The 12,535-nt window shown below is 63.3% G+C and carries 12 protein-coding genes; 11 read left to right on the top strand and 1 reads right to left on the bottom strand.

Annotation, left to right across the window (positions count from 1 at the left end):
• The first annotated feature begins 74 nt into the window (after positions 1–74).
• The 11 genes from dnaN to AC06FE_RS15950 all read left to right on the top strand — a co-directional run bounded on the left by dnaN (position 75) and on the right by AC06FE_RS15950 (position 11,703).
• The gene (gene dnaN / locus AC06FE_RS16000; RefSeq protein WP_132864061.1) at positions 75–1,172 is read left to right on the top strand and encodes a DNA polymerase III subunit beta; all 1,098 of its coding nucleotides are present in this window, start codon (positions 75–77) and stop codon (positions 1,170–1,172) included.
• Positions 1,173–1,184: 12 nt separating this feature from the next.
• Positions 1,185–1,895 carry a hypothetical protein gene (locus tag AC06FE_RS15995; RefSeq protein ID WP_478073601.1) on the top strand — a complete coding sequence of 237 codons (711 nt, stop codon included), beginning with the start codon at positions 1,185–1,187 and terminating at the stop codon, positions 1,893–1,895.
• A 496-nt stretch (positions 1,896–2,391) separates the two neighbouring features.
• Complete coding sequence (gene recF / locus AC06FE_RS15990; protein WP_478073600.1) at positions 2,392–3,492, top strand: DNA replication/repair protein RecF; 1,101 nt, start codon at positions 2,392–2,394, stop codon at positions 3,490–3,492.
• A gap of 109 nt (positions 3,493–3,601) precedes the next feature.
• The gene (gene gyrB, locus AC06FE_RS15985) at positions 3,602–6,061 is read left to right on the top strand and encodes a DNA topoisomerase (ATP-hydrolyzing) subunit B (protein WP_192287190.1); all 2,460 of its coding nucleotides are present in this window, start codon (positions 3,602–3,604) and stop codon (positions 6,059–6,061) included.
• Between the two features lie 35 nt (positions 6,062–6,096).
• On the top strand, positions 6,097–6,963 hold the full coding sequence (locus tag AC06FE_RS15980) for a lysostaphin resistance A-like protein (protein ID WP_478073599.1): 867 nt from the start codon (positions 6,097–6,099) through the stop codon (positions 6,961–6,963).
• Between the two features lie 72 nt (positions 6,964–7,035).
• Positions 7,036–7,842, top strand: a complete 807-nt coding sequence (locus AC06FE_RS15975) for a M48 family metallopeptidase (protein WP_313255805.1) — start codon at positions 7,036–7,038, stop codon at positions 7,840–7,842.
• Between the two features lie 129 nt (positions 7,843–7,971).
• A complete protein-coding gene (locus tag AC06FE_RS15970; RefSeq protein WP_132864055.1) occupies positions 7,972–9,165 on the top strand; it encodes a heme biosynthesis protein HemY in 1,194 nt (397 codons plus the stop codon).
• Between the two features lie 146 nt (positions 9,166–9,311).
• The gene (locus AC06FE_RS15965) at positions 9,312–9,986 is read left to right on the top strand and encodes an energy transducer TonB (RefSeq protein WP_132864054.1); all 675 of its coding nucleotides are present in this window, start codon (positions 9,312–9,314) and stop codon (positions 9,984–9,986) included.
• Between the two features lie 87 nt (positions 9,987–10,073).
• The gene (gene exbB / locus AC06FE_RS15960; protein ID WP_132864053.1) at positions 10,074–10,817 is read left to right on the top strand and encodes a TonB-system energizer ExbB; all 744 of its coding nucleotides are present in this window, start codon (positions 10,074–10,076) and stop codon (positions 10,815–10,817) included.
• A gap of 46 nt (positions 10,818–10,863) precedes the next feature.
• A complete protein-coding gene (locus AC06FE_RS15955; protein WP_132864052.1) occupies positions 10,864–11,289 on the top strand; it encodes an ExbD/TolR family protein in 426 nt (141 codons plus the stop codon).
• A gap of 3 nt (positions 11,290–11,292) precedes the next feature.
• Positions 11,293–11,703, top strand: a complete 411-nt coding sequence (locus AC06FE_RS15950; protein ID WP_132864051.1) for an ExbD/TolR family protein — start codon at positions 11,293–11,295, stop codon at positions 11,701–11,703.
• On the opposite strand, the gene AC06FE_RS15945 is transcribed toward AC06FE_RS15950, so the two are convergent.
• A complete protein-coding gene (locus tag AC06FE_RS15945; RefSeq protein ID WP_478073598.1) occupies positions 11,673–12,014 on the bottom strand; it encodes a hypothetical protein in 342 nt (113 codons plus the stop codon). The genes AC06FE_RS15950 and AC06FE_RS15945 overlap by 31 nt on opposite strands.
• Positions 12,015–12,535 lie beyond the last annotated feature (521 nt).

Here is a 12,535-nt window from a genome sequence, read left to right as displayed (position 1 = left end):
AATCTGGCTCTACCAGCACCACCAAGCTTTTGATTTAACCCACATCTTTTAAAAGCATAGGGGCACGAAACCACATGCGTTTCACACTGCAGCGCGAAGCCTTTCTCAAGCCGTTGGCCCAGGTCGTCAACGTGGTTGAACGCCGCCAGACTCTGCCGGTTCTGGCCAATTTCCTGGTCCAGGTGCAGGGTGGTCAGCTTTCATTGACCGGTACCGACCTGGAAGTGGAGATGGTCTCCCGCATCGCGGTCGAAGACGCCCAGGATGGTGAAACCACCATTCCGGCGCGCAAGCTGTTCGAGATCATCCGCGCCCTGCCTGATGGCAGCCGCATCACCGTTTCGCAGACCGGCGAAAAGATCACGGTGCAGGCAGGCCGCAGCCGCTTCACCCTGGCGACCCTGCCGGCTAACGACTTCCCGTCGGTTGACGAAGTCGAAGCCACCGAGCGCGTTGCCGTGCCGGAAGCGGCGCTGAAGGAGCTGATCGAGCGCACCGCGTTCGCGATGGCCCAGCAGGACGTGCGTTACTACCTCAACGGCCTGCTGTTCGATCTGCGCGACAAGACCCTGCGTTGCGTGGCCACCGACGGCCATCGCCTGGCGCTGTGCGAAACCGAGCTGGAAAGCAGCACCGGCAAGCGCCAGATCATCGTGCCGCGCAAGGGCGTGACCGAGCTGCAGCGTCTGCTGGAAGGCGGCGATCGTGAGGTGGAACTGGAAGTCGGCCGCAGCCATGTCCGCGTCAAGCGCGACGATGTGACCTTTACTTCGAAGCTGATCGACGGCCGCTTCCCGGATTACGAAGCGGTGATCCCGATCGGTGCCGACCGCGAAGTGAAGATCGAGCGCGAAAGCCTGCGTGCTTCGCTGCAGCGCGCCGCCATTCTGTCGAACGAAAAGTACCGCGGCGTTCGCGTCGAGGTGACCCCGGGGCAGCTGAAGATCAGCGCGCATAACCCGGAACAGGAAGAAGCGCAGGAAGAAGTCGAGGCCGATACCCAAGTCAATGATCTGGCCATTGGCTTCAACGTGAACTACCTGCTCGACGCCCTGTCTGCACTGCGCGACGAGCACGTGGTCATCCAGCTGCGCGACTCGAACTCCTCGGCGCTGGTGCGCGAAGCCAGCAGCGAGAAGTCGCGCCACGTCGTGATGCCGCTGCGTCTCTGACCGGTGTTCCACGTGGAACATGAAGAAGCCCGGCGAATGCCGGGCTTTTTTCTTGCAAGGTTCCACGTGGAACCTGATTCCGGAGCGGACGTTTCGGAAGCCGTTCGCGGTGGTGGCAAAGGACCGCCATTGCAGCCGGTCTCGCGCAATTTCCTCTCAAAGGCCCACGGCACTTCGCATCTGCCATCACCCCGCCTGCTTTTTCCCTTCCTGGATCTCGATTTCCGGCGACGGGACCTGCCCCAAGCGCCGGGTTCTTCCCACTGTGATCCGATTCCGGGCTCAGATGGCCCCGGCTTGGAGGCCATCTTCGGAGTAACGGGAGATGCTGCGGTTCTGGTTGCCCGGCTGATGGGTATCGAGAACGCCATTTTCCCGCAGAAGCTCGGCAAGCGGGCTGTTCCGTTGAGCTTGGCCGGCCATGGGACCGTAGATTTCGCCGGTTCCGCAGCCGTTCGGCCGAAAAGCGAAGCGCGCAGGCAGCAGATCCCCGATGCCGCTTCGCCCAGCGTCCGCCGTTTGCCCCTGGTTTCGTTGACTTCTGCCGGTATCGGGCCGCATGACGAGTCCAGAAACGGCGATATCCGCGGTTTCGGAATACCTGCGTGGGGCGAGAAGGCCGGCAGGTTCCACGCGGCGCCTTCGAACCCAGCTCAGCGCCCGGGGATTTCTTCAAATCTGAAAGTCAGGTGGCGTGCAGGACTCCCGGATTTCGCCATTTGAGCCGCTTTGTCCCGGCCCTGGTGCGGCGACGCTTTTTCGCAGCTCTATGCTTTAAATCTGAGAATAAATCAAAAGCTTGGTGGTGCTGGTAGAGCCGGATTTCATGTAAAACTATGCTAAGTGACTGTTTTAGCTAAATATATTAGCTTCGAAACCCCCTTGAAAAGTGGCCGTCAAGCCTGTGGATATCTGTGCATAAGGTGATCTCTGTGGAAAAGTGCCAAATTTATCCACAGATTGCCGAAGTTATACACAGACCTTTCCCCCAGAGCTGTCCCGCGAAGAAAAAGCCCCCAAGAACGGCCCACCGGGCGCGGGGCCTGATTTCGTGAAATCTGAAACGGCGTGAAGGGTTGGATGCTGCAGAATTCGCGAAATTGCAGGTGTTCCACGTGGAGCGCCTGGGTGAGCGTATTGCCCGCACCCCGTTGGCAGATGCTTTAAGCTGCGCCCTTGTCCGCCGCGGATGGCGCGGTGGTTGGGTACTTGAGCGTCAATGCATATCGTCCGTGTTGCCCTGAACCGCGTCCGTCGGTTCGATTCGGTGGAATTGGCGCCCCGCCCTGGCATCAACCTGATTACCGGCGCCAATGGCGCTGGCAAGACCAGCCTGCTGGAAGCGCTGCATCTGATGGCCTACGGCCGCAGTTTCCGCGGGCGCGTACGCGATGGCCTGGTCCAGAAAGGTGCGGACAGCCTGGACGTCTTTGTGGAATGGGAAGAGCGCGGAGCCGGCGGTGAGACCGTAGTTCCACGCCGAGCCGGGCTGCGTCATGGTGGCCAGAGCTGGAAGGGCCGTCTGGATGGCGAGGATGTCGCGCAACTGGGCACATTGTGCGCCGCGTTGGCGGTGGTGACCTTCGAACCGGGCAGCCATGCCCTGGTCAGCGGGGGGAGCGAGCCCCGTCGTCGCTTCATCGATTGGGGATTGTTCCACGTGGAACCGGACTTTCTCCCCCTGTGGCGGCGTTACACCCGGGCGTTGAAGCAACGCAACGCGCTGCTCAAGGCCGGGGCCCCGGGCCATCAGCTTGATGCCTGGGACAGGGAATTGGTTGAAGCGGGCGTGCCGCTGACTTCGCGCCGCCAGCACTACGTGGAACGTCTGCAGGAGCGGGCCATTGCCATTGCCGCCGATCTGGCCCCGACCCTGCAGTTGCAGACCCTGGAACTGCTGCCGGGGTGGCGCCGCCACGAGGTATCGCTGGGGGATGCCCTGCTGCTGGCCCGCGAACGTGACCGCAATGCCGGCTTCACGTCGGTGGGACCACATCGCGCGGACTGGGATGTGGGCTTTGCGCAGATCCCTGGCCGCGACGCGCTGTCCCGCGGGCAGGCAAAGCTGACCGCACTGGCCTGCCTGTTGGCCCAGGCCGAGGATTACGCTGCCCTGCGCGGTGAATGGCCGGTCATCGCGCTGGATGACCTGGGCTCGGAACTGGACCGCAATCACCAGCGGCGGGTGCTGCACCGCCTGGCGCAGGTGCCGGCCCAGGTGTTCATCACCGCCACCGAAGTACCGGCAGCCCTGGAAGAAGAGCTGCGCCCGGCGGCAATGTTCCACGTGGAACACGGCACGCTCCAGGCCGTGGTTTGAGCCTTCAGGGCGGAAATCTGCCCGGTAGGTATAATCGGAACGTCACCCCTACCCCCCATGCCCCTGCCGTACCGGCAGTGCATGACCTGCGGAGCCTACGGCAAGCGCAATGAGCGAAGAACAGAACACCCCGGCCACGAACGGCAATTACGACGCCAACAGCATTACCGCCCTGGAAGGCCTGGAAGCGGTCCGCAAGCGCCCCGGCATGTACATCGGCGACGTCCATGACGGTACCGGTCTGCATCACATGGTGTTCGAGGTCGTCGACAACTCGATCGACGAAGCGCTGGCAGGTCACGCCGACAACGTCACCGTCACCATCCATGCCGACGGTTCGGTGTCGGTGTCGGACAACGGCCGCGGCATCCCGGTCGGCAAGCACGAGCAGATGAGCAAGAAGCTCGACCGCGAAGTGTCCGCGGCCGAAGTGGTAATGACCGTCCTGCACGCCGGCGGCAAGTTCGACGACAACAGCTACAAGGTTTCCGGCGGCCTGCACGGCGTCGGCGTCAGCGTGGTCAATGCGCTGTCGGAGAAGCTGATGCTGGATATCTTCCAGGGCGGCTTCCATTACCAGCAGGAGTTCAGCCACGGCGCGGCGGTGCGTCCGCTGGAAAAGCTGGAAACCAGCGACAAGCGCGGTACCACCGTGCGCTTCTGGCCGTCGGTGGTCGCGTTCAACAACAACGTCGAGTTCCACTACGAGATCCTGGCGCGCCGCCTGCGCGAACTCTCGTTCCTCAACTCCGGCGTCAAGATCGCCCTGGTCGACGAACGCGGCGAAGGCCGTCGGGATGACTTCCATTACGAAGGCGGCATCAAGAGCTTCGTGGAACACCTGGCCCAGGTGAAGACCCCGCTGCACCCGAACGTGATCGCGGTGACCGGCGAGTCCAACGGCATCGTGGTGGAAGTGGCGCTGCAGTGGACCGATTCCTACCAGGAAACGATGTACTGCTTCACCAACAACATCCCGCAGAAGGACGGCGGCACCCACCTGGCCGGTTTCCGTGCCGCGCTGACCCGTACGCTCAACAATTACATCGAGCAGAACGGCATCGCCAAGCAGGCCAAGATCAGCTTCACCGGCGATGACATGCGCGAAGGCATGATCGCGGTGCTGTCGGTCAAGGTGCCGGACCCGAGCTTCTCCAGCCAGACCAAGGAAAAGCTGGTCAGCTCCGACGTCAAGCCGGCGGTGGAAAGCACCTTCGGCGCCAAGCTCGAAGAGTTCCTGCAGGAAAACCCGAACGAAGCCAAGGTCATCGCCGGCAAGATCGTCGATGCCGCGCGTGCCCGCGAGGCCGCCCGCAAGGCGCGTGACCTGACCCGCCGCAAGGGCGCGTTGGACATCGCCGGCCTGCCGGGCAAGCTGGCCGACTGCCAGGAAAAGGACCCGGCGCTGTCGGAACTGTTCATCGTCGAGGGTGACTCGGCAGGCGGCTCGGCCAAGCAGGGTCGCAACCGCAAGAACCAGGCGGTGCTGCCACTGCGCGGCAAGATCCTCAACGTGGAACGCGCACGCTTCGACCGCATGCTGGCCTCGGACCAGGTCGGTACGCTGATCACCGCGCTGGGTACCGGCATCGGCCGCGACGAGTACAACCCGGACAAGCTGCGCTACCACAAGATCATCATCATGACCGACGCCGACGTCGACGGCGCCCACATCCGCACCCTGCTGCTGACGTTCTTCTACCGACAGATGCCGGAGCTGATCGAGCGCGGCTACGTCTACATCGGCCTGCCGCCGCTGTACAAGATCAAACAGGGCAAGACCGAGCTGTACCTCAAGGATGACCCGGCGCTGGATGCCTACCTGGCCAACAGCGCGGTGGAAAACGCCGCCCTGGTACCGGCCACCGGCGAGCCGCCGATCGAGGGCGTGGCGCTGGAAAAGCTGCTGATGGTCTACGCCGGCGCGCAGGATGCGATCGAGCGCAACGCGCACCGCTATGACCGCGGTCTGCTCGAGGCGCTGGTCGATTTCACCCCGATGGACCTGCAGCACCTGCGCAGCGCCGGTGAGGGCGAAGGCCTGGATGCGCTGGCCAAGCATCTCAACCAGGGCAGCCTGGGCACGCCGCGTTTCACCCTGACCCTGCAGGAACCGAACGAACAGCGGCCGGCGGCCGTGCTGGTGACCCGTCGCCACATGGGCGAGGAGCACATCCAGGTGTTGCCGTTGTCCGCGTTCGAGTCCGGCGAGCTGCGTCCGCTGCACCAGGCGTCGCAGCTGCTGCATGGCCTGATCCGCGAGGGCGCGACCATCAGCCGTGGCAACAAGAGCACCGAGGTGACCGGTTTCGCGCAGGCGCAGGCCTGGTTGATGGAAGAGGCCAAGAAGGGCCGCCAGATCCAGCGCTTCAAGGGCCTGGGTGAAATGAACCCGGAACAGCTGTGGGACACCACCGTGAACCCGGATACGCGCCGCCTGCTGCAGGTACGCATCGAGGATGCGGTGGAAGCGGACCAGATCTTCAGCACCCTGATGGGCGACGTGGTTGAACCGCGCCGCGACTTCATCGAGGACAACGCGCTGAAGGTCATGAACCTGGATATCTGAGAGATCCAGCCGCAAGACCCGGGCGCCAGGCATCCATGGCGCCCGTCTTCTGCCCACCGCCTGCTCTGCAAAGGCCCGCGATGTCCGTCCCTCCCCCGCTCTCCCCGCCCATGGCACGCAAGCAATCGCCGGTCATCGGCTTCATCGCGGACCTGTTGCTCGCCGCCGGCTTCCTGCTGTGCCTGAGCCTGGTGTGTGGCCTGGCCTGGGGCCTGTGGCGTGGCGTCATGGTGGGCATGGAGGCCGCGAAGAACGGCAATGGCATGCCGGCCGGCAAGGAATTGTCGGGCCTGCTGGGTGACCCGGGCGCGCTGGCGCAGATCCTGATCGCGCTGATATCCACCGGCGGCGCGGCACTGGTGCTGTACTTCTGGCGTCGTCGCGCCACGCCGGCCGAGCGCGCGCAATCGCACCGGAATGCCCGCCGCGGCACGACCTGGGGCTGGACGCTGCTGGTAGCGGCCTGCGTGTTCATTGGCAGCAGCCTGATCAGCTGGATCGGCAAGCAGTTCGGCATCGAGCCGGCCCCGACCAACCTGCCGCTGATGGAACAGGCACTGGCCAACTATCCCCTGCTGCTGGTGGTCTTCGCCGTGTTCCTGGCCCCGGCCTATGAGGAATTGCTGTTCCGGCGCGTCCTGTTCGGCCGCCTGTGGGCCGCCGGCCGCCCATGGCTGGGCATGCTGTTGAGCGGCGCGGCTTTCGCGCTGGTGCACGAGGTGCCCGGCACCAGCCCCAACGGGCTGCCGGAGATGCTGCTGTTGTGGTTGATCTACGGGGGCATGGGCATCGCCTTTGCCTGGCTGTACCGCAAGACCGGGACGCTGTGGGCGGCCATCGCCGCGCATGCGATCAACAACGCCATCGCGCTCGGCGCGCTGGTCTGGTTCGGCGCGCAGTAAGCCGAACGCGCGGTTGACGAAAAATTAAGCAGGACGCTCGCACACTGCAGCCATGAATGTGGGGGATCCATCATGAAAGCCGCTGCTTTCGCCATCACTGCCATCCTGCTGCTCGGCGCCTGCGCGACCACCACATCGCCGACCGGGCGTCGCCAGGTCGTTGGTGGCGTTTCCCAGCAACAGCTGGACCAGCTGGGCGCGCAGGCCTTCGCCGAAACCAAGGCCAAGGAAACCGTCAACCGCGACGCCCGGCAGAACGCCTACGTGCAATGCGTGGTCAACGCGCTCGTCGCCCAGCTGCCCTCCCAGTACCATGGCGTACGTTGGGAGACGGCGGTGTTCGTCGACAAGGAACCCAATGCCTTCGCCCTGCCCGGCGGCAAGGTCGGCGTGAACACCGGCATCTTCAGCGTGGCCCGCAACCAGGACCAGCTGGCGGCCGTCATCGGCCATGAGATCGGCCACGTCATTTCGCGCCACCACGAAGAACGCATCACCAAGCAGATGGGCGCCTCCGGGCTCTTGCAGGTGGCCAGCGTGCTGGCCGGCGCCGCCTACGGTGAAAGCGCGGCCAGCACGGTCAGCCAGCTCGGTGGCATGGGGGCGCAGACCATGTTCCTGCTGCCCGGCTCGCGCACCCAGGAAAGCGAGGCCGACGTGGTTGGCCAGCGGCTGATGGCCCAGGCCGGGTTCGACCCCTCGCAGGCGGTGAACCTGTGGCAGAACATGATGGCGGCCAGCGGAAACCGCTCCCCGCAATGGCTTTCCACCCACCCGGACCCGGCCAACCGCATCCGTGAACTGCAGCGCGATGCGCCGGCGCTGATGCCTGTTTTCCAGCAGGCCCGCCAGGCCGGACGGATCCCGCGGTGCGGATGACCCGGGACATTGCTGCAGTACACCAACGGAAGTGATTTCTCCGTCAAATAATTTCTGCTACGTTTGCGTGCTCGGTTTCTTTCCGAATAGTCCGAACTCCGCTCCCAAGCGGTCCCATCGAGGTGAACCATGATCTTCCGCAGCCATAAACAAGCCGTGCTTTCCGTCCTTATCGCGACCGCGCTCGGTGGTGTTGTGGTGGCTGATGCCGTTGCACAGTCGCGTTCGTCCGATCGCAACGAGCGTCGCGGTGGCCGTGGTAGCGCCAAGGCTGAAGTGCTGTTCCCGGAGGCGACCCGCCAGGAGCCCAACGGCAAGGCTTCCTCGAAGATGAGCGGCAAGCTGCAGAAGCTGTTCGAGGCCTACAACAAGAGCGAGTTCGAGCAGACCCGTGCGCTGGCCGATGAAATCATCGCCGCCGAGGCTGCCAACGACTACGACAAGGCAGTGGCCAACCAGCTGGCCTCGCAGGCCGCCTACAACCTGGACGACAACGCCGGCGCCAAGCAGTACCTGCAGCAGGCGCTCACCCTGAACCAGCTGGACAACAACGGCCACTACCAGGCACTGCTGATGCTGGCCCAGCTGCAGATCCAGGACGAGCAGTACGCCGAAGGCCTGGCCAACCTGGACAAGTACTTCGCCGAGTCCAAGTCCAACAAGCCCGAAGAGCTGATCATCAAGGGCCAGGCCCTGTACCAGACCGAGAAGTACGCCGAGGCCATCCCGGTGCTGCGCGCCGCCATTGCCGCCTCGCCCGAGCCGAAGGACAACTGGAACCAGCTGCTGATGGCGTCCTACGCCGAAGCCGGCCAGACCGGTGAAGCGGTCAAGGAAGCCGAGGCGCTGGCCAGCCGCAACCCCTCGGACAAGAAGGCCCAGCTCAACCTGGCCAGCATGTACATGCAGGCCGACCAGATGGACAAGGCCGCCGCAGTGATGGACAAGCTGCGTGCGTCCGGACAGCTCACCGAAGAGCGCGAGTACAAGCAGTTGTACTCGATCTACGCAAACACCGAGAACAAGGAACGGGACGTCATTGCGGTGATCAACGAGGGCCTGGAGAAGGGCATCCTCAAGCCGGATTACCAGGTTTACCTGGCCCTGGCGCAGTCGTACTACTACAGCGAGCAGATCCCCCAGGCGATCGAGGCCTGGCAGAAGGCCGCTCCGCTGTCCAAGGATGGTGAGACGTACCTGAACCTGGCAAAGGTTTTGCATTCGGAAGGCCGTATCCCGGAAGCAAAGCAGGCTGCCCGGGACGCAAAGGCCAAGGGTGTCAAAAACCCGGCTGATGCCGACAAAATCATCAACCTGAAGTAAGCAGGAATAACGCCTGAACAGCTGTTTTTGAGATGCGCAGCTGGTCAGGATTGGTATAAGCTTGGAGGTTCCTGCGGTGTCATGCACCGCTGAATCTCAGGGGCGACAGTAATGCTTGCCCCGCCTCACTACAGAGCTCTTGGCGCATGACGGAACAATTGGTCTTCCACCACAGGTACGACGACAGCGATAAGGATAAGGGTCTGAGCTGGCCCCGTATCGCTGGCATCGCCTTTGTAATCGCACTGCACTTGGCAGCCCTGATGATGCTTCTGATCCCGGCCGTGGCCCCGAAGGCCGCTGCGGAGAAGGAACGCAACGTCATGGTGACGCTGGTCGACGCCCCGCCGCCGCCGCCGCCACCGCCGCCGCCGCCGCCGCCGCAGGACATCCCGCCGCCGCCGGTCAAGAACCTGGCGCCGCCGAAGCCCTCGCCGCTGCCGCCGCCGCCGGAAGCCCCGGTGATCGACGTGCCGGAACCGCGCCCGAATGACGTGGTGACGCCGCCGGCCCCGCCGGCTCCGCCCGCCCCGCCGGTCGACATCCAGGCCAGCGTGGACATCTCGTCCAAGAACATGAACCCGCCGCGTTACCCGCCGGCCGCTTTCCGCGCCGGTATCCAGGGCGAGGTCATCCTGATCATTGATGTCGATGCCAACGGCAACGTCACCAATGTCGCCGTCGAGAAGTCCAGCCGCAACCGTGACCTCGACCGTGCTGCCATGGAAGCGGCGCGCAAGTGGAAGTTCAACCCCGCCTCAAGCGGTGGACAGAAGGCGGCTGGTCGCGTCCGCGTCCCGGTCAACTTTGCGCTGAGCTGATCCGTGTGGCGGCCAGGACTGGCCGCTGCTGGAACGGTTCAACTTTAGCTACACCCTTTAACACCACACACAACAAAGGTAAGCGTCATGCTGCAGGAAATTTTCATCGCCGCTGCTGCCGGGGGCAACGCAAACAACGCCCTCTCGCAGATGGGCTTCGAGCACCTGATCCACGAAATGACCTCCAAGCCGGGTGACTTCGCCGTCTCCTGGGTCGTGCTGATCACCCTGGTGGCGATGTCGGCCATGTCCTGGTACTGGACTGTCATCAACATCTTCCGTACTGCCCGCCTGAAGTCGGCCGCCGGCCGCGTTCCGAGCCTGTTCTGGGATGCCCCGAACGCCCAGGACGCCATCCGCGCCATGGAAGAGCAGCCGGCTTCCGAGCCGTTCTCGAAGATCGCCCTGGACGCTGCCCAGGCTGCTGCCCACCACCAGCAGGCCGGTGCCGCCGAGACCCTGAGCCGTTCGGAGTTCGTCGATCGCGCCCTGCGTCAGGCCGTGACCCGCGAGTCCAACAAGCTGCAGGGCGGCATGATCCTGCTGGCCACCGTCGGTGCAACCGCTCCGTTCGTGGGTCTGCTGGGTACCGTGTGGGGCATCTACGGCGCGCTGATCAAGATCGGTGCAACCGGTTCGGCCTCGATCGACGCCGTTGCCGGCCCGGTGGGTGAAGCGCTGATCATGACCGCCATCGGTCTGTTCGTGGCTATCCCGGCCGTGTTCGCCTTCAACTTCTTCAGCAAGATCAACAGCGCGACCATCAGCAAGTTCGATACCTTCGCGCACGATCTGCACGACTTCTTCGCCACTGGCTCGCGCGTTCGCTGAGCCAGTAAGCCGAGCAGTCCTCGCAACGATATAGACGGAGCCCGTTATGGCTTTCAGTAGTGGTAACAGCAGCGGCCCGATGGCCGACATCAACGTGACGCCCCTGGTGGACGTCATGCTGGTGCTGCTGATCATCTTCATCATCACGGCTCCCCTGATGTCCCACAAGGTCAAGGTGGAGTTGCCCGAGGCCAACCTGATCCAGAATCCGGACGATGCTGAAAAGCGTCCGAATCCGATCACGGTTGCCGTCAAGGAAGACGGTTCGCTCTACTGGAACGACGAGCCGGTCTCGAAGGAGACCCTGGAATCGCGTTTCGCCACCGCTGCGCAGCAGACGCCGCAGCCGCCGCTGAATCTGCGTGGTGACAAGACCACCAAGATGAGCGTGATCAACGAAGTGACCAAGATCGCGCAGGGTCAGGGCATGCTGGACGTCGGTTTCGTTGCCACCAAAGAAAAGGGGCAATAAGCGATGGCATTCAGTAGTGGCAACAACAAGGGCCCAATGGCCGACATCAACGTCACGCCCCTCGTGGACGTGATGCTGGTGCTGCTGATCATCTTCATCGTGACCGCGCCGATCATGACGTACCCGATCGCCGTGGATCTGCCGCAGCGGGTCATCAACCCGCCGCCGCAGCTGCGCGAGCCGCCGCCGCCGATCGATCTGCGCGTGGATGCGAGCAACCAGGTTTTCTGGAACAACAGTCCGGTGAACGTGGCTGACCTGCAGCAGAAGATGGAAGAAGAAGTACAGAAGGATCCGACCAACCAGCCGGAACTTCGCATCGAAGCAAGCCCGGATTCGGAGTATGAAGTCATGGCCAAGATCCTTGCCCAGGCCAAGAATGCTCAGATGAAGAAGATTGGCTTCGTGCAGTAATACTGCAACACCAAGTCATGACGCGACTGGAAAACGCCCCCGGAAACGGGGGCGTTTTTTTTTGCTTCGCGAATCGTAATGGTGCGCAGCGGTGGAAACGGGATGGGGCGCTGCTGCCCTGCCCTGCTGTGCACCGGCAGGGAGCGGTTGGACACGAGCGCCAGGTGCTGGGTGGCGAGCGACGGGCTTGTGGATAAACGAAGCAGAAGGCGGCCGCGGTAGCGCACCTGGAAGGGGAAGCGCGTGGCGGCGTGCAGATTGCGTTGCGCCGGAAAGCCCTGCATCGCGAGCCTCCCGCTGTGGATAAACATGCGCCGGGCTAGGTACGTGTGCGGAAATCGCTGGGTTCCACGTGGGATTGCGCTGCAGAATGCTTGGCACCGAGCCTGATTCGGCGCCATCGATCGGAGAAACAAGACGTGCCTGTTGGGATATCCACAGATGCGGCGCAGGCTGTGGATGAAACTGCAGCCTCATCCAATCCGATGCATCGTCCGGATGCGCGATTGCAGGCCATCAGGAGGCGTTGTTATCCACAGCTCCTGTGCTGAACGGCTCGATTCTCCGGCCTGGTGAACGCGGATTCCAGGGTTATCCACAGGCCATGGTGCATCCGTTTCGGGATGCCGGATGGCGCTTATCCACAACCGCCAGCGAGTGGCGGCACTCTGCCAAGGCGGATCCGGGCGGATGATCGGTCTGGCTGTGGATAACGCCTGCTATACCTCGCGAAGCGCTATCACTACCAGAACAGCCGGATTTCCGAGAATCTACAGAAATTGAGCGATATTCAGCGATCTTTGCGCCTGAAACCCGACGCATCAGGAATGCC

This window comes from Stenotrophomonas sp. Steno-C18 (assembly GCF_056393195.1).
The sequence above is the reverse complement of the archived record's forward strand: the minus strand, read 5'-3'. Positions and strand labels throughout refer to the sequence as shown.

What these genes read in the sequence shown, in the direction of transcription:
- dnaN (WP_132864061.1), top strand. Translation starts at nt 75, where the DNA reads ATGCGTTTCACACTGCAGCGCGAAGCCTTTCTCAAGCCGTTGGCCCAG.
- recF (WP_478073600.1), top strand. Translation starts at nt 2,392, where the DNA reads ATGCATATCGTCCGTGTTGCCCTGAACCGCGTCCGTCGGTTCGATTCG.
- gyrB (WP_192287190.1), top strand. Translation starts at nt 3,602, where the DNA reads ATGAGCGAAGAACAGAACACCCCGGCCACGAACGGCAATTACGACGCC.
- AC06FE_RS15980 (WP_478073599.1), top strand. Translation starts at nt 6,097, where the DNA reads ATGGCGCCCGTCTTCTGCCCACCGCCTGCTCTGCAAAGGCCCGCGATG.
- AC06FE_RS15975 (WP_313255805.1), top strand. Translation starts at nt 7,036, where the DNA reads ATGAAAGCCGCTGCTTTCGCCATCACTGCCATCCTGCTGCTCGGCGCC.
- AC06FE_RS15970 (WP_132864055.1), top strand. Translation starts at nt 7,972, where the DNA reads ATGATCTTCCGCAGCCATAAACAAGCCGTGCTTTCCGTCCTTATCGCG.
- AC06FE_RS15965 (WP_132864054.1), top strand. Translation starts at nt 9,312, where the DNA reads ATGACGGAACAATTGGTCTTCCACCACAGGTACGACGACAGCGATAAG.
- exbB (WP_132864053.1), top strand. Translation starts at nt 10,074, where the DNA reads ATGCTGCAGGAAATTTTCATCGCCGCTGCTGCCGGGGGCAACGCAAAC.
- AC06FE_RS15955 (WP_132864052.1), top strand. Translation starts at nt 10,864, where the DNA reads ATGGCTTTCAGTAGTGGTAACAGCAGCGGCCCGATGGCCGACATCAAC.
- AC06FE_RS15950 (WP_132864051.1), top strand. Translation starts at nt 11,293, where the DNA reads ATGGCATTCAGTAGTGGCAACAACAAGGGCCCAATGGCCGACATCAAC.
- AC06FE_RS15945 (WP_478073598.1), bottom strand. Translation starts at nt 12,014, where the DNA reads ATGTTTATCCACAGCGGGAGGCTCGCGATGCAGGGCTTTCCGGCGCAA.